Annotated in this window: 16 protein-coding genes and 1 pseudogene; 7 read left to right on the plus strand and 10 right to left on the minus strand. The window is 71.1% G+C overall.

Annotation, left to right across the window (positions count from 1 at the left end; all coding sequences use genetic code 11):
- Positions 1-152 precede the first annotated feature (152 nt).
- Positions 153-2,855: a glycoside hydrolase family 97 catalytic domain-containing protein gene (locus tag ACFVJX_RS05445; protein WP_384136125.1), complete on the plus strand. Its 2,703-nt coding sequence runs from the start codon at positions 153-155 to the stop codon at positions 2,853-2,855.
- A 353-nt stretch (positions 2,856-3,208) separates the two neighbouring features.
- On the plus strand, positions 3,209-4,273 hold the full coding sequence (locus ACFVJX_RS05450) for a biotin/lipoate A/B protein ligase family protein (protein ID WP_384126804.1): 1,065 nt from the start codon (positions 3,209-3,211) through the stop codon (positions 4,271-4,273).
- Positions 4,274-4,285: 12 nt separating this feature from the next.
- Here ACFVJX_RS05450 and ACFVJX_RS05455 read toward each other — a convergent pair whose 3' ends face one another.
- Positions 4,286-5,197, minus strand: a complete 912-nt coding sequence (locus ACFVJX_RS05455; protein WP_384126806.1) for a LysR family transcriptional regulator — start codon at positions 5,195-5,197, stop codon at positions 4,286-4,288.
- Between the two features lie 114 nt (positions 5,198-5,311).
- On the opposite strand from ACFVJX_RS05455, the gene ACFVJX_RS05460 reads away from it, so the two are divergent.
- On the plus strand, positions 5,312-6,244 hold the full coding sequence (locus tag ACFVJX_RS05460; RefSeq protein ID WP_384126808.1) for an alpha/beta fold hydrolase: 933 nt from the start codon (positions 5,312-5,314) through the stop codon (positions 6,242-6,244).
- Here the strand turns inward: ACFVJX_RS05460 and ACFVJX_RS05465 are convergent.
- Positions 6,219-7,724: an amidase gene (locus tag ACFVJX_RS05465; RefSeq protein WP_384126809.1), complete on the minus strand. Its 1,506-nt coding sequence runs from the start codon at positions 7,722-7,724 to the stop codon at positions 6,219-6,221. The genes ACFVJX_RS05460 and ACFVJX_RS05465 overlap by 26 nt on opposite strands.
- 158 nt (positions 7,725-7,882) lie before the next feature.
- Positions 7,883-8,233 carry a hypothetical protein gene (locus tag ACFVJX_RS05470; protein ID WP_384126810.1) on the minus strand — a complete coding sequence of 117 codons (351 nt, stop codon included), beginning with the start codon at positions 8,231-8,233 and terminating at the stop codon, positions 7,883-7,885.
- 179 nt (positions 8,234-8,412) lie between these two features.
- Here ACFVJX_RS05470 and ACFVJX_RS05475 point away from each other — a divergent pair, with 179 nt between their 5' ends.
- A complete protein-coding gene (locus ACFVJX_RS05475) occupies positions 8,413-9,183 on the plus strand; it encodes a hypothetical protein (RefSeq protein ID WP_384126812.1) in 771 nt (256 codons plus the stop codon).
- Here ACFVJX_RS05475 and ACFVJX_RS05480 read toward each other — a convergent pair.
- The 3 genes from ACFVJX_RS05480 to ACFVJX_RS05490 all read right to left on the minus strand — a co-directional run bounded on the left by ACFVJX_RS05480 (position 9,146) and on the right by ACFVJX_RS05490 (position 12,577).
- Positions 9,146-10,696 (minus strand): NCS1 family nucleobase:cation symporter-1, encoded by a 1,551-nt coding sequence (locus ACFVJX_RS05480; protein ID WP_384126813.1) that lies wholly within the window; start codon positions 10,694-10,696, stop codon positions 9,146-9,148. The genes ACFVJX_RS05475 and ACFVJX_RS05480 overlap by 38 nt on opposite strands.
- Positions 10,697-10,769: 73 nt before the next feature.
- A complete protein-coding gene (locus ACFVJX_RS05485) occupies positions 10,770-11,771 on the minus strand; it encodes a TIGR03842 family LLM class F420-dependent oxidoreductase (protein ID WP_384126814.1) in 1,002 nt (333 codons plus the stop codon).
- 272 nt (positions 11,772-12,043) lie between these two features.
- Entirely contained in the window at positions 12,044-12,577 is a 534-nt protein-coding gene (locus ACFVJX_RS05490; RefSeq protein ID WP_384126816.1) for an LLM class flavin-dependent oxidoreductase, read from the minus strand.
- A 187-nt stretch (positions 12,578-12,764) separates the two neighbouring features.
- On the opposite strand from ACFVJX_RS05490, the gene ACFVJX_RS05495 reads away from it, so the two are divergent.
- On the plus strand, positions 12,765-12,887 hold the full coding sequence (locus ACFVJX_RS05495; protein WP_384126817.1) for a hypothetical protein: 123 nt from the start codon (positions 12,765-12,767) through the stop codon (positions 12,885-12,887).
- A 61-nt stretch (positions 12,888-12,948) separates the two neighbouring features.
- Here the strand turns inward: ACFVJX_RS05495 and ACFVJX_RS05500 are convergent, their stop codons facing one another.
- Complete coding sequence (locus ACFVJX_RS05500) at positions 12,949-14,433, minus strand: MFS transporter (RefSeq protein ID WP_384126818.1); 1,485 nt, start codon at positions 14,431-14,433, stop codon at positions 12,949-12,951.
- Between the two features lie 102 nt (positions 14,434-14,535).
- Between ACFVJX_RS05500 and ACFVJX_RS05505 the strand changes: the two genes are divergently transcribed.
- A complete protein-coding gene (locus ACFVJX_RS05505) occupies positions 14,536-15,129 on the plus strand; it encodes a TetR/AcrR family transcriptional regulator (protein WP_384126819.1) in 594 nt (197 codons plus the stop codon).
- A gap of 188 nt (positions 15,130-15,317) precedes the next feature.
- Positions 15,318-15,656, plus strand: a pseudogene (locus ACFVJX_RS05510) (flavin reductase family protein); the annotation flags it as partial.
- Positions 15,657-15,690: 34 nt separating this feature from the next.
- On the opposite strand, the gene hydA reads toward ACFVJX_RS05510, so the two are convergent.
- The 3 genes from hydA to ACFVJX_RS05525 all read right to left on the minus strand — a co-directional run bounded on the left by hydA (position 15,691) and on the right by ACFVJX_RS05525 (position 19,354).
- Positions 15,691-17,091 (minus strand): dihydropyrimidinase, encoded by a 1,401-nt coding sequence (gene hydA, locus ACFVJX_RS05515; protein WP_384126821.1) that lies wholly within the window; start codon positions 17,089-17,091, stop codon positions 15,691-15,693.
- Positions 17,092-17,231: 140 nt separating this feature from the next.
- Entirely contained in the window at positions 17,232-18,515 is a 1,284-nt protein-coding gene (locus ACFVJX_RS05520; protein ID WP_384126823.1) for an aspartate aminotransferase family protein, read from the minus strand.
- Positions 18,512-19,354, minus strand: a complete 843-nt coding sequence (locus tag ACFVJX_RS05525) for a nitrilase-related carbon-nitrogen hydrolase (protein ID WP_384126825.1) — start codon at positions 19,352-19,354, stop codon at positions 18,512-18,514. Before ACFVJX_RS05525 ends, ACFVJX_RS05520 begins: the two co-directional genes overlap by 4 nt.
- Between the last annotated feature and the right edge of the window lie 317 nt (positions 19,355-19,671).

Raw genomic sequence — 19,671 nt, forward strand, 5'->3', positions numbered from 1 at the left:
GACGACCCCCGGGGCCACACGGACCGGGGGCGGTGCACCGATTCCGGTGCAGCCTGTTTACAGGCTTCGTTCCGACCGGTAAGCAGGCATCAGCACTGTTCGAAGTCGTCCGGTGCTGTTGGTAGTTGGTCGGTTCCGATACGGAGGACTGAATGAGACGACGAAACCTGCGCACCGGCCCCATGGCGCTGATGGCCGCGACAGTCAGCGCCGCGCTCGCCCTGGGTTCGGCCGGCCAGGCGAGCGCATTGACTGACAACGTTGTCGACTCGCATTCCGGTCCTGCGGCCACATCGTGGACCGTGCGGCGCGGCGGGCCCACCGCAGTCGTCACCCTCGACCGGGCCGACGGCTCGCTCGACTTCTCCGTCCGGCGCGACGGCCGGACGGTCCTGGAACCGGCACCCGTCGGGGTGGTCACCGACCACGCGGATCTGACCTCGCGACTTCACCTGCTGCACCGTACCGACCGGGTGGTCGACGAGAAGTACACGACGACCGTCGGCAAGCAGCTCCGGCGGTCCGTCCACATGAACGAGTCACGGTTCGCCTTCGAGGGGAAGGGCGGCGCACGCCTCGATCTGGTGGTGCGGGCCGCCGCCGACGGTGTGGCGTACCGCTACGTGCTGCCCGGCAAGGACGGCGTCACCATCGAGCACGAGGCCTCCGCCTTCCAGCCGCCGGCCTCCTCGCCGGCCTGGCTCAGCACCTACGCCGCCCCTCACGAACAGCCCTACGACCGGACCACCGCGGCCTCCGCGGCCAGCGGCGAGTACGGCTACCCGGCGCTCTTCCAGGTGGGCGACCAGAACGTCGTACTCGCCGAGTCGGACCTCGACGGCCGGTACTCCGGCAGCCGCCTGGTACACGAACAGGGCTCCGGACGCTATGAGTTGGCGCTGGCCGACAAGGAAGTCCACTCGGACGGACCGCTCACCACCCCCTGGCGCGCCGCCGTCATCGGCGATCTCGCGTCGATCACCGAGTCCACCCTCATCGACGACCTGGCGCCGCCGTCCCGGATCCGCGACACCTCCTGGATCAAACCCGGCAAGGTCGCCTGGTCCTGGCTGGCCGGGTTCAACGAGGCCCAGCGCAGCCTGGAGACGCAGGAAACGTTCGTGGACTACGCGGCGGCGCACGGGTGGCAGTACGCCCTCGTCGACGACGGCTGGAAGACCACGGACTGGATGCCGCAGCTCATGGACTACGCGAAACGACGCGGGGTGAAGATCCTGCTGTGGATGCCCTGGACGGACCTCGACACCGCCGCCGAGCGTGACGCCCAGCTGGACAAGGTCAAGAAGTGGGGCGCCGCGGGCCTCAAGATCGACTTCATGGACTCCGACACCCGTGAGCGCTATCAGTGGTACGACGAGATACTCGAAGCCACGGCCGAGCGCAGACTCCTCGTCGACTTCCACGGCTCCACGATCCCGAACGGCATCCAGCGCACCTGGCCGCAGGTGATGTCGATGGAGGCGGTGCACGGCGCCGAGCAGGGCGACGTCCGGGCCGACAACATCGCGACGCTGCCGTTCACCCGTAACGTCGTCGGGTCGATGGACTTCACCCCGATGGGCTTCCAGTTCGGTCAGCGCAACACATCCGATGCGGCCGAACTCGCCCTGTCCGTCATATTCGAGTCGGGTCTGCAGAACTTCGCGGGCAGCATCGAGGAGTACCGGGACCGCCCCGAACTGGCCCGCTTCCTGGAACAGGTGCCGACGGTCTGGGACGAGACGAAGCTGCTGAAGGGCAGCGCGCCCGGCCGGAGCGCCGGCTTCGCACGGCGCAGCGGCGCCCGCTGGTTCCTGGGTGAGATGGCCGCTGGTGCGGCCCGTACCCACCGGGTACCGCTGGACTTCCTGAGCGGCGGGAAATGGCGCGTCGACATGGTCCGCGACGGCTCGGACGGCCTGGTCCGGGAGAGCCGGCTGCTCACTCGCCACGACACCCTGGAGGTGCCCGGGGCCGAGAACGGTGGATTCGCCGCGATCGTCTGCCGCGCCGTACCCGGCCGGGCCGGTTGCGACGAGCCCGTACACCATGTCCCCTCCGGCACGCTGACGGTGGACCCGCGGCAGACCACGGCCGGTCCCGGCACGGTGGTGAAGCTCGAAGGCAGCTTCACGGTCGACGAGTTCGGCCCGGTCACCGATGTCACGATCGGTGCGAAGGCCCCGGACGGCTGGCGCATCGAGGGGCCGGGGGCGACCGCAGCCGAGCTGGCCACCGGTCAGCCGCTGACCGCAGACTGGCGGATCACCGTGCCGGAGCAGCCCGCCTACGGGTGGACGGACATACCGGTGACCGTCGCCTACCGGGACCCGGCCGCGGGCGCGACAGCCCCGGAACTGAGCCTGCACAGGCAGGCCCGGGTCTTCGTGTCACCGCCCGGCATCGACTACGTCAGTGATCTCCCCTTCTCGGCGGAGAGCAACGGCTGGGGCCCGGTCGAGCGGGACACGTCCAACGGCGAGTCGGCCAAGGGCGACGGGGGCCCGCTGCGCATCGGTGACCGGAGCTACGACAAGGGGCTCGGCACGCACGCGCCCTCCGAGGTGACGGTCGACCTGGACGGGGGCTATGACCGTTTCGATGCCGACGTCGGCATCGACGAGGAGAAGCAGGACAAGGGCTCCGTGGTCTTCGAAGTCATCGGCGACGGGAAGGTACTGGGCACGAGCGAGGTCATGGGACCGGACGACGCCGCCCATACCTTCGACATCGACGTCACCGGCGTGCGGCGGCTGACCCTGCGCGTGACGGACGGCGGTGACGGCAACGACTCGGACCACGCGGACTGGGCCGACGCACGACTGCACGTCGCCGCCGGCACCGCCCGCCGGTAACAACGGGACGGGCCCGGAGGCGCCCCTGCCGTGGTCCGCGACCGCGGCCCACGGCAGGGGCGCAGGCGCCTGCGCCTGGCAAAACGGCGGGCGGCGGCGGAGGCGGCAGACACATCGGGCCGTATCCGGGGCCCGTTCGGCCCGTTCGGCCCCCGGGCATACGGCAGGCGCGACGGTCGCACTGGCGATGCCGCACCAGGGGCGCCTGCGCGATGCCTCACCAGGGGCATCGAGGCTGCGTGTCCGCCCGTCGCGAGCGAGCATTAGAGTGCGATGCGAGGTATGTGCGCGTCTATCCGAATACCGGGCAACAGGCTCAGGATCCACACCGCGCACCGGAAGGGAACGAAGCCGTGCACGGTGAGTACAAGGTCCCCGGCGGCAAGCTGGTCGTGGTGGACCTGGCGGTCGAGGGCGGTGCTCTGCGCGACGTACGGGTCGCCGGGGACTTCTTCCTGGAACCGGACGAGGCGATCCTCGCGATCGACGCGGCGCTGGAGGGTGCCCCCGCCAACACCGGCACCGCGGAGCTCACCGCCCGGATCGACGCCGCGCTCCCCGCGGCGACCGTGATGTTCGGCCTCACCTCCGAGGGCGTCGCCGTCGCCGTACGCCGGGCGCTGGCGCACGCCACCGAGTGGAGCGACTACGACTGGCAGCTCATCCACGAGGAACCACAGGCACCCGCCCTGCACATGGCACTCGACGAGGTCATCACCGCCGAGGTGGCCGCCGGGCGGCGGCCACCGACACTGCGGGTCTGGGAGTGGGCCTCCCCCGCCGTGATCATCGGCAGCTTCCAGTCGCTGCGCAACGAGGTCGACGCCGAGGCCGCCGCACGGCACGGTGTGAGCGTCGTCCGCCGGGTCTCGGGCGGCGGAGCGATGTTCGTGGAGCCGGGCAACACCATCACGTACTCCCTGTCCGTCCCCGAGTCCCTGGTCTCGGGGCTCTCCTTCGCCGACAGCTACGCCTACCTGGACGACTGGGTGCTCGAAGCCCTCGGCGACATGGGCATCAAGGCCTGGTACCAGCCGCTGAACGACATCGCGACCGACGTCGGGAAGATCGCCGGGGCGGCGCAGAAGCGAGTCGTCGGTCCCGACGGCGGGCCGGGCGCCGTCCTGCACCACGTGACGATGTCCTACGACATCGACGCCGACAAGATGCTCGACGTGCTGCGGATCGGCCGGGAGAAGCTGTCCGACAAGGGGACCAAGAGCGCCAGGAAGCGCGTCGATCCCCTGCGTCGGCAGACCGGCCTCCCCCGTCCGGCCGTCATCGACAACATGATCGAGTCGTTCCGCACCCGCCACGGACTCACCACTGGCAAGGTGACCCGGGACGAGCAGGACCGGGCCGAGGAGCTCGTCCGCACCAAGTTCGGCACGGCGGAGTGGACCGCGCGGGTGCCGTAGCGGGCCCGGAGGTCAGTCCCGGCCGGGCTCCAGGTTCAGCGCGGCCTCGCCGAGGGCGTCGATCAGGGCACGGACGGCGGGCGGGAGCGTCATCGACTCCCGCACCGCGGCGCAGACCGACCTGACGGGTTCGGGAGCACGGACCTCGCGGACCACCACGTCCGCGGGCACACCGCGCAGACCGAGCCGCGGGATCAGGGCGACACCGAGGCCGGCGGACACGAAGCCCAGGGCCGTGGCGTAGTCCCCGCTCTCCACCACGAATCCGGGGCTGAATCCGGCCGCCGCGCACGCGTCGAGCACCAGGGCCTGGCAGGGATCGGACGAGCGCTCACTGCCCACCCACGGCTCGTCGGCGAGGTCCCCGAGGGCGAGTCCGGGCCGGCCTGCGAGCGGATGGCCTGCGGGCAGGACCACCCGGTACGGATCATCGAACAGCGGAAGCAGCCGGAGTCCGGCCGGCGCCCCGTCCGCAGGACGCACCACGACCGCGAGATCGGCCCGCCCCTGCCGCACCTCCGGCAGCGGGTCGTCCGGGTCGATCAGCCTGAGGTCGAACCGTACTCCGGGGTGGCTGGCGCGCAGCCGTGCCAGAGCAGGCGCCATCAACGGAGCGCCCGCCGTGCCGAAGTAGCGGACGGCCACCTGTCCGGTGCGGCCCTCACGCAGGTCGGCCAGTGCCGTCTCGGCCTCCGCGACGGTCCTGCCGAGCGCGGCCGCGTAACCGCTGAGCAGCCGTCCCGCCTCGGTGGGACGGACGCCCCGCCCGGCCCGCTCCAGCAACGGCATGGCGGCCTCCTTCTCCAGGGCCGAGACCTGCTGGCTGATGGCGGAAGGGGTGTATCCCAGGTTGGCCGCCGCCGCGGTGACCGATCCGCTGGTGACCACCGCTCGCAGCACCTGCATGCGCCTCATATCAAGCATGTAGCTGACATTAACAGTAGGTATAGATCATTTCACTTGTGCTGATGGGTTGCCGGGCGCACCGTGGAGTCGTGGGGCCGTCCGGCCCACCGACCCAGCGCAGGAGGCCCTCGCATGCCGTCATCGCCCCTGGACCGAACGGCCCCGCCCGCCGTCACGCACGGCATGGCCGATGTGGAGCCCGGACTGCGGCTGCACTACGTGACCGCGGGCCAGGGGGACCGCACCATCGTGCTGCTCCACGGCTTCCCCCAGACCTGGTGGGAGTGGCACCGGGTGATCCGGCCGCTGACCGAGGCCGGGTTCCGGGTGGTCGCACCGGACTACCGGGGCGCCGGCCACTCCTTCCGACCGGCCGGCGGCTACGACAAGTGGACGGTGGCGCGCGACATCCACCGACTGCTGCACGAGCATCTCGGCGTGCAGGAACCGGTGGTGATGGCCGGTCACGACATCGGGCTGATGGTCGCCTACGCATACGCGCAGCAGTTCCGCGACGACGTCTCCCATCTGGTGGCGGTGGACGCCCCGTTGCCCGGCACCGAGGTCTTCGACCGGCTGCGCAGCGATCCGCGGGTATGGCACTTCGCCTTCCACGGGGCCCGCGACGTGGCGGAGATGCTGGTCGCCGGGCGTGAAAGGCAGTACCTCCGGGCCTTCTTCGCGGTACGCAACTCGGATCCGTCGGCGATCACGGACAGCGACTTCGACACGTATGTGGCGGCCTACTCCGCGCCGGGTGCGATGCGCGCGGGCTTCGAGCTGTACCGGGCCTTCGACCAGGACGCCGCCGACAACCGTGCGGCGCTGGCCCGCAACGGCCCGCTGACCGTGCCGGTGCTGGCTGTCGGCGGAGCCATGAGCACCTCGGGGGCGCTCGTCGGGGAGATGATGCGTGAGGTGGCCGACCGGGTGACCGAGTGCGTCGTACCGGGCACGGCGCACTGGATCGCCGAGGAGAACCCGGCGGCCTTCACATCGGCGCTGCTGGAGTTCCTGGGGCGTGAGGTCGCCGGCCCTGTCAGCGCCTCGGCTCACAGGGCCTGACGGACCCCGGCCCATGGGCGGGCACGCCCCGCGGCACGGGCGGCGGCCGGTGCTCGTACCAGCGCCGGTCGGCCTCCAACTGGGCGGCCAGCGAGATCAGCCGTTCCTCGCTGCGGGAGGGGCCGAGCAGTTGGGCGCCGACGGGGAGACCGTCGGAGGTGAACCCCGCGGGGACGCTGATCCCGGGCCAGCCCAGCACGTTCCAGGGCCAGGCGTACGGGCACGCCTCGGTGATCGCCACGTCGGTGCGCCAGGCGCTCAGGCCGTCGAACCTGCCGATGCGGGGCGGGGGGAGAGCGGTGGTCGGGGTGAGCAGCACGTCGAATCCCGGTCCGGAGCGGCCGCGCGCGGGGTGGAACAGCGCGCCGATCCGGCGGTGCTGGCGCACCTCGCGCTCCCTGGCCGCCCTTACCACCCGGCCGCCGAGCCGGGTGCCGGTGCGCAGCGCGCTGCGGGTGCGGGCGTCCAGAAGCGCGGGCTCGGGGTGCAGGGCGGCGAGTTCGGCGATCCCCGCCGTGGCACGCGGCACGAAGCCGAGGCCGATCAGCCCGTAGCGGGGCCTGGCCTCCTCGACGTGGTGGCCGAGCGCGGCCAGGGCCTCGGCGAGCTCCGTGACGGCGCGTCGTACGTCCGGGTGGGGCGCGGTCCGCGTGAGGGTGAGCGGGGGCCGCCAGGCGACGGCGATACGCAGCCGGCCCGGATCGCGGAGGGCGGCGGCGCGGGCCTCGACGGGCGGCGGGCGGTGCGGGTCGTCGGGGTGCGCTCCCGCCACGGCATCCAGGAGCAGGGCGGCGTCCGCCACGGTCCTGGCGAGCGGCCCGTTGACGGTGAGTCCCTGGAAGGCGTCGCTCTGCGGGTGGACGGAGATCCGGCCGCGCTGCGGCTTGATGCCGACGAGGTGGGTCCAGGCCGCCGGGATCCGGACGGACCCGGCGCCATCGGAGCCGAGCGCGGCGGGCACCAGTCCGGCGGCGACGGCGGCCGCCGAACCGCCGGACGAACCCCCGGGGGTGTGGTCGGTGTTCCACGGATTGCGGGTGGCGCCGAACGCCGGCCCCTCGGTGAACGGCCACTGGCCCAGTTCGCAGGAGTTGGTCTTCCCCACGATCACGGCCCCGGCTCCACGCAGCCTGCGTACTGCCTCGCTGTCCGCGACGGCGACGGGCCGCTCCCCGGCGCAGCCGAAGTAGGTGGGCATGCCGGCGACATCGGTGTCGTCCTTGACCGCGACGGGCACGCCGAGCAGCGGCAGCCGCTCCCCCGCGGCCAGCCGGCGGTCGGCCTCCGCAGCCTCGCCGAGTGCTGCCTCGGCCCGCAGGTGCCGGAAGGCGTTGAGGGTGCCCTGGCTCGCCTCGATCCGGGCGAGTGCGGCGGAGACCAGCCGGGTGGCGGTGATGGTGCCGTCCGCCAGGGCCCGCGCGCTGTCGGCCAGCCCGGCCGGGGCCGCCGCGTCCGTTCCGGTGGATTGCGCTGAGGACATGTGCTGCCCGCCTCCCTCGTACCGTCAGGTGCGCGCACCTGTCCGCCCGGACGAACATACTGCGGACCCGGCCCTCCCGCGGGGTGCGGCCCGCTCCGACGCCCCGGTCCCTTCCCCGGACTCCGGACGGGCCGGGTTCGCGCGGGCCCCGGGGCGGGCTACGGCTGGACCGTGATTTCGCCGATGCCTGTGCCGAGGCCGGCGCAGTGCGCGGTCGACTGGCCGGACTGGCCCGGGCTGAGCGTGACGTGTTCGCCGTCGACGTCCGGGGACCAGCCGCAGACCAGGTGCACCCAGAAGGTCTGCGTCGTGCCGCCGTTGTTCCGGCACAGCGCGTAGCCGGTGTAGTCGTCGACGGCGTGCTTGCCGGTCTCGCAGGAGAGCCCCGGGGGCGTCGCCGGAGCAGCGGCCGCGGCCAGCCCGGTGGAGAGCGCGAACGCCGTGGTCAGCCCCGTGACGACGGCTCCTCGCAGGACGGTCCCGGACAGGCTCCGCATGGACTTCTTCATGATTCCCTCTCGGTCGTGACGAACCGGGTGTGCCTGCGACCGGCCACCCGCTTGCCTAACCGAAAACGCCGCACTTCGTCACGCTGGGTACACGTTCGGGCGCCGTTGCGTCATCGGGCGGCGGCCTCCGCCCCGGCGTACGCTCGAAAAGATCCGCCACGACCTTTCGAGGAGGCGACGTGACCGGTCCGCACCTGGGCACCCGCCCGGCCGCATGGGCGGCGGCGGTCGTGCTCTCCGTCACCGGCGGCGGCCTCGTCGGAGGCGTGGCGCACGCGGAGGACATCGACACGCTCACCGCCCAGCAGATCGCCGACCGCTCGCGGGACGCCCTGCTCGGCGCCCACTCCATGCACCTGCGCACGAGGGGGGATCTCGGCAGGGACAGCACACCGATGTCCCTGGACCTCACGCTGGACCGGGACGACAACTGCACGGGCACGGTGGACCTCGGCGACAGTCAGGGTTCCGTGCGGATCATCAAGCGCGGCGGCACCGTCTGGGTCAGACCGGACGCGGACTTCTGGAAGAACCAGGTCCCCGACGGCGGACAGGCCTTCGCGGCGATCCTGAACGGCCGCTACATGAAGGCCTCGGCGAACGATCCCCGGCTGCTCACCCTGACGAAGGCCTGCGATCTCGACACCTTCCAGAAGCTGGTCAGCGAAAACGCCGACAACGGCACCGGCACCCTCAACAAGGGGGCGAGGACCACGCTCGGCAGGGCACCCGTGGTGCCGCTGACCAGGCTGCGCGACGACACGACGCTGAGGCTGTACGTGGCCGCCACGGGCAAGCCCTACCCCCTGCGGCTCACCCTGAAGGGCGGCGGCGCGGACGCGACCGTGGACTTCTCCGCCTTCGGCAGGCCGGTGCCCACGGCCACGCCCGCGCCGGACGACACGTTCGGCATCAACGCCCTGCTGGGCCGCTCGGCGGGGACGGCGTGACAGCCGCCCGGCCGGTGAGCACCACGTACAGCACGAGCGACGAGGCAAGTCCGACCGCCCAGCCGTAGTCGGCCAGGGGCTTCAGGAAGGGAATCAGTCCGTCGGCCGGGAACGGCCCCTTTCCGGGCTCGGAATGCGATCCGCCGATCGCGAGGACGCCTCCGACGACGAAGGCGACAACGGCCCGCCAGTTCCAGCCGTTCGTGTACCAGTAGCGGCCGCCGGGCCGGTAGAGGTCGGCGAGGTCGAGCACCGTGCGCCGGACGATCCAGTAGTCGGCGATCAGGATGCCGGCGACCGTACCCAGCAGCCCGCCGACGAGACCGAGCCAGGTGAAGATGTACAGCTCGGGCGTCTCGGTGAGTTTCCACGGCATGATCAGCACGCCGACGATGCCCGTGACCAGCGCGCCGGTACGGAAGTTGATGAGCTTCGGCGCGAGGTTCGCCAGATCGTAGGCGGGCGAGACCACGTTCGCCGCGATGTTCACGGAGATCGTGGCGACCAGCACCGTCACCAGGGCGTAGAGGAGTCCGAAGACGTTGTCGGTCCGGGCGACCAACTGGACCGGGTCCCAGATCGCCTCGCCGTACACGGCCTGCGATCCGGAGGTCACCAGGACCGAGAGCAGGGCGAAGAGCGTCATCGTGGTGGGCAGCCCGAACGACTGGCCCCGGATCTGGGCGCGCTGACCGGCCCCGAAGCGGGTGAAGTCGGGGATGTTCAGGGAGAGCGTGGCCCAGAAGGCGATCATCCCCATCAGGGAGGGGAAGAAGACCGGCCAGAAGTCCTTGCCCCAGCCGAGCTCCGACGGCTGGTCGAGCAGCGGCCCGAAGCCGCCCGCCTTGACCGCGATCCAGACCAGCAGCACCACCGCGCCGACGATGACGAAGGGCGCAGCCCAGTTCTCGAAACGGCGCAGGGCCTCCATCCCCCGGTAGATGATGGCGAGTTCGACCGCCCAGAACACCACGAAGCAGAGCCAGAGCGTCCACGGCTGGCCGCCGATCTCGGAGGCCTTCGCCCAGCCGCCGAACATCTTCCCGAGCAGGGTGAAGATGCCGACGCCGCCGATCCAGGTCTGGATGCCGAACCAGGCACAGGCCACCGCGGCCCGGATGAGGGCGGGCAGATTGGCGCCGCGCAGCCCGAACGAGGCGCGGGCCAGCACCGGGAACGGAATGCCGTACTTGGGGCCGGCGTGCCCGGTGAGCAGCATCGGCCCGAGGACGATCAGATTGGCGAGCGCGATCGTGAAGACGGCCTGTTTCCAGTCCATGCCCAGGGCGACGAGGCCGGAGGCGAGCAGCCAGGACGGGATGTTGTGGGCCATGCCGACCCAGAGGGCCGCGAAGTTGTACGTCGTCCAGTTGCGCCGCTCCAGCGGGACGGGCAACAGGTCCCCGTTGACGAACCGGTTGTCGGTGGGGGCGGTGCCCGGGTCGAGTCCGACGCGGTCCGGGGCCGGGGGTATCCGGTCCGGTGGTGGTGGCGGTGGGACGGTGGATGTCATGGCGGCTGGACCCTTCGCTCGGAATCGGTGCCGTGCGGGCGGGGCGCGGGGTCCGGACGACCGCGGGCGGCGGTCAGCCGGAGAGGGCGGGGATGATCTCGGCACCGTAGGCGTCGATCGTGGCCTCGCGGGCGTCGTGCATGTTGTAGACGGCGAACTGGTCGACGCCCAGGTCACGCAGGGCCCGGAGCTTCTCGATGTGCGCCTGGGGCGGTCCCAGCAGGCAGAACCGGTCGACGATCTCGTCCGGTACGAAGGTGGTGTCGGGGTTCCCGGCCCTGCCGTGGTGGCTGTAGTCGTAACCGGAGCGTCCCGCGATGTACTCGGTCAGGGCCTCCGGGACGAGGCCGGAGTGCTCGCCGTACCGGCTGACCAGGTCCGCGACGTGGTTGCCGACCATGCCGCCGAACCAGCGGCACTGCTCGCGGGCGTGGTCGAGGTCGTCGCCGACATAGGCGGGCGCAGCGACGCAGATGGTCACGGAGTCCGGGTCGCGGCCGGCCTCGGCCGCCGCCTCCCGTACGGCCTTGACCATCCATTCGGTGAGGAAGGGGTCGGCGAGCTGGAGGATGAAGCCGTCGGCCTTCTGCCCGGCCAGCGCGAGGGCCTTGGGGCCGTAGGCGGCCATCCAGACGGGCAGCCGGCCGTCCTTGACCCAGGGGATCTGGAGCGGCTGTCCGTCGATGACGGCCTCGCGGCCCTCGGCGAGGTCGCGGATGGCCTCGATGGCGTCGCCCAGCCGCGCCAGGGTGTTGGGACGGCGGCCCGCCACCCGCATGGCCGAGTCGCCGCGCCCGATGCCGCAGACCGTACGGTTGCCGTACATGTCGTTGAGCGTGGCGAAGGTGGAGGCCGTGACCTCCCAGGTGCGGGTGGACGGGTTGGTCACCATCGGGCCGACCACGAGGCGTTCGGTGTGTTCGAGGATGCGGCTGTAGATGACGAAGGGCTCCTGCCAGAGCACCGCCGAGTCGAAGGTCCAGCCGTAGCGGAAGCCGTTGCGTTCGGCGCGGCGCATCAGGCCGACGACGGCCGACGCCGGCGGGTCCGTCTGCAGGACGAGTCCGAAGTCCATGCCAGGCTCCTAGTCCAGGTACTGACAGGTGGCGCACGGGGTGAACATGCCGCCCGCTCCCGGGCCCCGGTCATCAGGTGCTCGGGGGCGCGCCCGCGGAGTCTCCACGGGCGCGCCCCCGAGTGACGTACTCGGCAGATCCTCACACAAGGCCGTGCCGGACCTTGCGCAACGACGCCGTGCACGCGAGTCACGGGGGGACAATCCTGGACTGCTCGCGGGGTCTTGGGAAGGGGACCTCCGAAGATCCCCCGATACGCGCCCCGCCGCGCTCAGAGCACCTCTGCGGCGAACAGCTCCATCGAGGCGGAGACGATGCCGGCCGGCAGCGCGCCGTACTCGAAGGCGGCGTTGACCTGGGTCACGCCCGCCTCGGCGAGCCCCGTGAGCCGTTCCCGGATCTCGTCCGGCGATCCGGCGAGCAGCCGTTCGGCGGCCAGCGCCTCGTCGGCCGGGTCGATGCGACCGGGCATCGGCGGCAGCCCGCCGTCCGGCACGGAGCCCTGTGCCGGCGCGCGGGAGGTCTGGATCTGGCGGGCGACCTCGCGGGCCGCCGGCCGCCGGGCGTCCGGGTCGGTGCCGCAGTACACGAAACGGTTGACCCCGTACTCGATGCCGTCCGTGCTCACACCGTGCTCGGCGGCGAGGTCCTGGGCGGTCTGCCGGCTCTTGGCCGGTTCGGCAGGCGTGGCGAGAGCGAGGCCCAGCAGGTTGAAGCCCCGTTGCACCGCGAACCGGGTGGACTCGGGGCTGACGGCCGGCCGTCGCCGGAGCTCGTCCGGCGGCTGCGCGCGTCGCTGCTGCACGAGGTACCGATGCCACGCGGTCAGAACGACGTCCGCGGTGTGGCGCACGCCGACGCCCGGCAGGTGCTCACCGATCCGCGGACCTTCGTCCCGGACCCCGGACCCTCCGTCATCGCGAAAGCATCTGACGTTCGGTCATGGAGCTCACTTCTGCCTCGGTGCGGGCGTCGCCCGGCTGGAGCCGACCGTGGCGCTGGAGGTGCTCACGGCGAACCTGCCCGATCCGCGGCTCGCCGTGGACCCGGCCACGGTGCACACGGTGAGTGACCTGATGGTGCGTACGCTTCCGGAGCTTCCGGTCCGCTGGTAGCGGGCGAGGGCCGGAGGGCGGCCGGGTGAGCCGGGGCACGGCTTCTCACCCGGCCGTCCGGCTACTGGCCGGCGTCCGGCGCGGTCACGGCTTCGGCCGCTCCCGGACCGGCGTCCCCGTCGCCGACCGCCTTGCGGGTCCCGGGGCCGAACCAGAAGACCAGGGTGACCAGCAGTCCGGCTCCGGCGATGCCGGCCGCCCAGGTGTAGAGCGCGGAGACGTTCTCGGCGATGCCTCCGTCGCCCGCGGTGAAGGGCTGGAGCAGTACGGCGAGACCGACGGTGCCGCCGACGGTGAGGGCGGCCTGGAGGATTCCGGCGGTGATGCCGGTGTCCTCGGGGCTTGTGGTGGAGAGGATGGTCATGTTGATTGGCACGATCGCCAGTCCGACGCCGAGGCCGAGCAGCACGATCTGCGGCAGTGCGTCGGTGGCGTAGCTGCTCTGCCCGTCGAGCCGGGTGAGCCAGAGCACCGCGCCGACCACCAGCACCAGGCCCAGGATGCCGCGCAGCTTGAGGCTGATCGCCGCCAGGTACTTGGTGAGCAGCTGCACGGTGAGCAGGATGCCGAGGCCGAAGGGGAGGATCGCGAATCCGGTCTTGAGCGCGCCGAATCCCAGGACGGCGTCCAGGTACTGGATCGTGTAGAAGAGGAAACCGGTCAGCACGGCGGCCAGCAGCACGAGGCCGATGAATCCGCCGGTCCGCTCGCGGCTGGCGAAGACGCGCAGCGGGAGCAGTGGTTCGGCCGACTTCGAGTCCACGGCGAGCAGTCCCGCGGTGAGCACCACGGCGGCGGCGAGGGAGACCAGGGTCCAGGTGTCGGACCAGCCGGCCTCGGCGGCCCGGACCAGCCCGTGGACCAGCCCGACCAGCGCTCCGGTGACCAGGATCGAACTGGGCACGCCGAGCGAGCGCCGGGTGGTGGGTGTGTCGCCGCGACTCAGGGCCTTGTTGGCGACGAGCAGGATGGCCGCCGCGACGGGGACGTTCACCAGCAGGGTCCAGCGCCAGTCGCCGGCCCAGGTGAGGATGCCTCCCAGGATCATCCCGGATGCCGCGCCGAGGCCGGTGACCGTGGAGTACAGACCGAAGGCCTTCAGCTGGCGTTCGCCCTCGAATTCGATGGTGAGCAGCGCGAGCCCGGTCGGTCCGGCGATGGCGGCCCCCGCCCCCTGCAGCACCCGGCCGGTCAGCAGGACGGGGAAGCCGGGCGCCAGACCGGCGAGCAGCGAGGCCGCTCCCACCAGGGCGATGCCGAAGAGGAAGACCCGGCGGTGACCGAGTACGTCGCCGAGCCGGCCGGCGAGCAGCAGCAGGCCGCCGAAGGCGAGGAAGAAGCCGTTCAGCACCCAGGCGCCGCCGGTGACGCCGAGCCCCAGGTCCGCCTGGACGCCGGGCAGTGCGACGTTCACGATCGTGCCGTCGAGCTGAAGCATGAACTCGGCGCCGACGACGGCGAGGAGCACCAGCCTCCAGGCGGCGGGGGACGCCTGGGGCGGGGCCTGTGTCTCGGACCCGGCTCCTGGACTGGTCTCGGTGGACATGGAGGTGCCTCCTTCGGGGACGGCCAACCTGAGGATGCCTCAGGTTATGGAACAAGTTAAGCTGAGGCTGCCTCATGTAGTCAACCGCGGGAGGAACGGGCCATGGAGAAGACGCCCTACATCGCCCGGCGCCCCAAGCGCGCCGACGGCCGGCGCAACTACGACGCGATCCTTCAAGCCGCCCGCAGGGCCTTCGCCGCATCCGGTTCGGACGCGTCGCTGGAGGACATCGCGGGCCAGGCGGGGGTGGCCATCGGCACGCTCTACCGGCACTTCCCGACCCGCGCATCGCTCGTCGAGGCAGCCACCCGCGACGGCCTGGACACGCTGGTCGCGGCCGCCAGGGAGCGGGCCACGGACAGTGACCCGCTCGACGCGCTCGTCCACTGGATGACCAGCGCCGTGGCACACATCAGCACCTTCCGCGGGCTCGTCGGCATCCTGACCGAAGCGATGTACGACGAGGGCACGCCCTCGCACGTCGCCTGTACGGCGATGCACGGCTGCGGGGCGGACCTGCTCGCCGCCGCCCAGGAGGCGGGCCGGGTGCGCGCCGACCTCACCCCCGACGAACTCTTCGACCTGCTCACCGCGGCCGGCTGGGTACGGGAGAACTCAGCGCCCGGCCGGGACGCGAGCACCCGCGTGCTGGAGCTGATGCTGGAAGGCGTCGTGGTGGCGGACCCGGACCGCTGAGTATCGGCATCCAGGGCGACTATCCCGGTGAACTCGGCGTCAAGGTACAGATCCACCATGTCGGCAAGGCCGATACGAACCGTGGCCCAACTGGCGCTCCGCACCGATCAGTTCAAGCCGCGTACCGCTACTCCTTCGCCGACGACGGCAGCGCACCGCAGGCGCCCCCGCACATCGGCCTCACCTCGGTGTCCCTGCAGCCACCCCTGGTCTCGTTCTGCGCGGCCCGGACCAGCGTGACGTGGCCCCGGCTGCGCGGAACGGGACGGATCTGCGTCAACATCCTGAGCGAGCACCAGCAGGACGTCTCACGCCGCCTCTCCGCCCGAGGGGGCGACAAGTTCCGCCACCTCTCCTGATCCCCGTCCCCCTCCGCCCTGCCGGTGCTCGACGGGGCGCTCGCCTGGCTGGAGTGCTCGATCACGGCGGAGCACGCCGCGGGTGACCACGACATCGTCGTGGCCCACGTCGACCACCTGGCATCCGACCTGACGACGGCCGGGCCGCTCGTCTACTACCGCGGCGCCTACGGCGAGCTCCGCACGCTGCCTTGGTCCGCGCTCAGTTCGCGTACTCGCCGAGCCCCCGCGGCAGATAGGTCCCGTGCCCCGGGTGGCCCACGTACGCACGGTCGTCGATCACCGGAACACCGCGGGACAGCACGGTCTCCACCCGACCCGTCACATGCTTGCCCTCGTACGCCGAGTAGTCGACGTTCATGTGATGTGTCTCGGCGGAGATGACCTGCTCGGCATGCGGGTCGTAGATGACGATGTCGGCGTCGGTGCCCGGCGCGATCGTGCCCTTCTTCGGGTACAGGCCGAACATCCGGGCCGGCGCGGCGCAGGCGATCTCGATCCAGCGACGGCGGCTGATGTGCCCGTCGACGACGGCCTGGTGCAGCAGGTCCATGCGGTTCTCGACGCCCGGCATGCCGTTGGGGATCTTCGAGAAGTCCCCCCGGCCCATTTCCTTCTGGCCCTTGAAGCAGAACGGGCAGTGGTCGGTGGAGACCACCTGCAGGTCGTTCGTCCGCAGGCCACGCCAGAGCGCGGCCTGGTGCTCCTTCGGGCGCAGCGGGGTGGAACAGACGTACTTGGCGCCCTCGAACTCGGGCTCCGCCAGGTTGTCGGTCGACAGGAAGAGGTACTGCGGGCAGGTCTCGCCGAAGACCGGAAGGCCGTCGTCCCGGGCGCGCGCCAGCTCGGCGAGTGCTTCCCGGGCCGACACGTGCACCACGTAGAGAGGCGCCCCAGCCACCTGGCTCAGCTTGATCACCCGGTGCGTCGCCTCGGCTTCGAGGAGCGCCTTCCGTACCTCGCCGTGATAGCGCGGGTCCCGCTCGCCACGCGCCAGTGCCTGTTCCACCAGCACGTCGATGGCGAGACCGTTCTCGGCGTGCGTCATGATCAGTCCGCCGTTGGAGCCGGCCTGTTGCATCGCCCGGAGGATCTGGCCGTCGTCGGAGAGGAACACCCCTGGGTATGCGGTGAAGAGCTTGAACGACGTCACGCCGCCCGAGACGAGCCGGTCCATCTCCCTGAGCGAGGACTCGTTCACATCGGACATGATCATGTGGAAGGCGTAGTCGATCGCGCACTTCCCGTCCGATTTCGCGTGCCATGCGTCCAGCCCCTCGGCGAGCGAGCCGCCCTTGGACTGGATGGCGAAATCGATGATGGTCGTCGTGCCGCCCCAGGCCGCGGCCCGGGTACCGGTCTCGAAGGTGTCGGAGGCGAACGTGCCGCCGAACGGCATCTCCATGTGGGTGTGCCCGTCGACGCCACCCGGGATGACGTACTTTCCGGTGGCGTCGATGGTCCGGTCTGCGGTCCAGTTCGCTGCGGCTTCGGTGCCGTGCGCGGCGAGTGCGGCGATCCGGCCGTCCTCGACGAGTACGTCGGCGTGGATCTCGTCGGACGCGGTGATGACGAGGCCGCCGTGGATGACGGTGCGGCTCATGTACCCCTCCTCACTGTGGCGGAACGGTTCTACGCACGCGGGCAGGGTGCGTGACGAAGAACGTGGAAGTCGGTGACGCGCTGTGGCGACAGGCCGCGCCGGGGCTCCCCGGCGCGGGACGCCGCGTCTCCGTCACGTGCTCACCCCGCCGCCCTCAGTGCTTCGGCGAGGATCTCCGCGCCCTCCTCCGCCTCCGGGATGGAGAGCGAGAGGGGCGGGGCGATGCGCAGCACGCTGGTGTTGTGGCCGCCGCCCTTGCCGATCAGCAGACCGCCCTCGCGGGCCGCCTCCAGCACGGCCGTGGCCGCTTCCGGGTTCGCCTCGTCCGTGCCGGGTCTCACCAGTTCGATGCCGATCATCAGACCGCGGCCGCGTACCTCCCGCACGCACTCGGAGCCTGCGGCGATCGCCCGCAGCCGCTCGATGAGCAGCCCGCCGACCCGGCGGGCGTTGCCCTGGAGATCGTGTTCGAGGAGGTACGAGAGGTTGGCCAGTCCGGCGGCCATGGTGACCGGGGAGCCTCCGAACGTGGAAATGGAGTTGGCATCCAGGCAGTTCATGACGTCCGCACGGGCGATGACGCCGCCGACGGACATGCCGTTGCCGATTCCCTTGGCGAAGGTGACGATGTCGGGCGGCCCGTTCTGCCCGTGTGCCTGCCAGCCCCAGAAGTGCTCGCCGGTGCGCCCCCAGCCGGTCTGCACCTCGTCGGAGATCCACAGGATGCCGTGCCGGTCCAGGACTTCGCGGAACGCCGCGTACAGACCGTCGGGCGGTGAGGTGAACCCGCCCACGCCCTGGATGGGTTCGGCGATCAGGGCGGCGGCGTCCCGGGTGTGGCCCAGCAGATCCTCCAGGTCCGCCACGCAGGCCGCGATGAACTCCCCGTCGCTCAGGTGCGCGTACGGTCCGCGGCCACGGACGCCGCCGTGCACGTACAGCGTCTGGAGCGGGGAGAGGCCGGTGGGCGACCAGGCGTGGTTGCCGGTGATCGAGACCGCGGAGAAGGACCGGCCGTGGTAGCTGTTGCGCATCGCGAGGATCTGGTTGGACCTGCGGTACGCGGTGGCCAGCATCAGTGCCGTGTCATTGGCCTCGGTGCCCGAGGTGGTGAAGAAGACCCGGGCGTCCGGGATGCCGGAGAGGCTGGCGACGCGCTCGGCGAGATCGACCATCGGCCGGTTCAGGTAGAGCGTCGAGGAGTGGATGATCCGCCCGGCCTGCTCGGTGACGGCCTTGGTGACCTCGGGCAGCGCGTGGGCGGTCATCGTGGTGAGGATGCCGCCGAAGAAGTCGAGGTAGCGCCTGCCCTCTGCGTCCCAGACGTGCCGGCCCTCGCCGTGGGTGATCTCCAGCGGGTGCCGGTAGTAGAGCGCCAGCCAGTCCGGGCTGACGGCGAGGTGGCGGTGGTGCAGACTGCTCACGGCTCCACCAGTCCCTCGTACGCGTCGGGCCGGCGGTCCCGGTAGAACGCCCACTGCTGACGGACCTCGTCGATGAGCCCGAAGTCGAGGTCGCGGACCAGGAGTTCCTCGGCCTTGTCACTGGCCACGTCACCGACGAACTGGCCACGGGGATCGACGAAGTAGCTGGTGCCGTAGAAGTCGTTGTCGCCGTACTCCTCCTGGCCGACGCGGTTGATCGCGGCGACGAAGTACTCGTTGGCGACGGCGGACGCCGGCTGTTCCAGCTGCCAGAGGTAGCCGGAGAGGCCGCGCGAGGTCGCGGACGGATTGTACACCAACTGGGCTCCGTTGAGTCCGAGTTGACGCCATCCCTCGGGGAAGTGCCGGTCGTAGCAGATATAGACGCCGACTTTGCCGACCGCCGTGTCGAAGACCGGCCAGCCGACGTTGCCGGGCTTGAAGTAGTACTTCTCCCAGAACCCCTTGACCTGCGGGATGTGGTGCTTGCGGTACTTGCCGAGATACGAGCCGTCGGCGTCGATCACGGCGGCGGTGTTGTAGTAGAAGCCGGACTGCTCGACCTCGAAGACCGGGACGACGATCACCATGCCGGTCTCGCGGGCCAGCTCCCGCATCCGCTGCACGGTCGGCCCCTCGGGCACGGCCTCGGCCCAGCGGTAGTGCTCGGGTTCCTGCACCTGGCAGAAGTAGGGGGCGTTGAACACCTCCTGGAAACCGATGATCTTCGCACCCTGCCGGGCGGCCTCGCGAGCATGTTCCTCATGCTTGGCGATCATGGATTCGGTGTCGCCGGTCCAGGTCGCCTGGACGAGTGCGGCGCGTACGACTTGGGACATGAGCTGCTCCTTCGACGCGGCGTCAGAGAGCCTCTTGCGTTTCTACGCCCGTAGACACGTGCGTAGAGGAGAACGTAAGCCCCGTCACACAGTGGGGCAAGACCATCGCCGTGAACCAGCGGAGTCGATCATGTTTCACACCCGTGCGGTCCATCCCCGGGAGTGGCCCGCAAGGCCCGGTGCCAAGGGCTGTCCCGTAATCCCCGGCGGGCGCACGACGCCGGCTACGGCGCCCCGCCGCGTTGCCGGAACGCCGGAACACATCCAGTACGCGGACGTCCCTCCGCCCTGCGATGCACCGCATCCGACGCCGCGCG

The organism is Streptomyces sp. NPDC127177 (genome assembly GCF_042672475.1).
GTDB lineage: Bacteria > Actinomycetota > Actinomycetes > Streptomycetales > Streptomycetaceae > Streptomyces.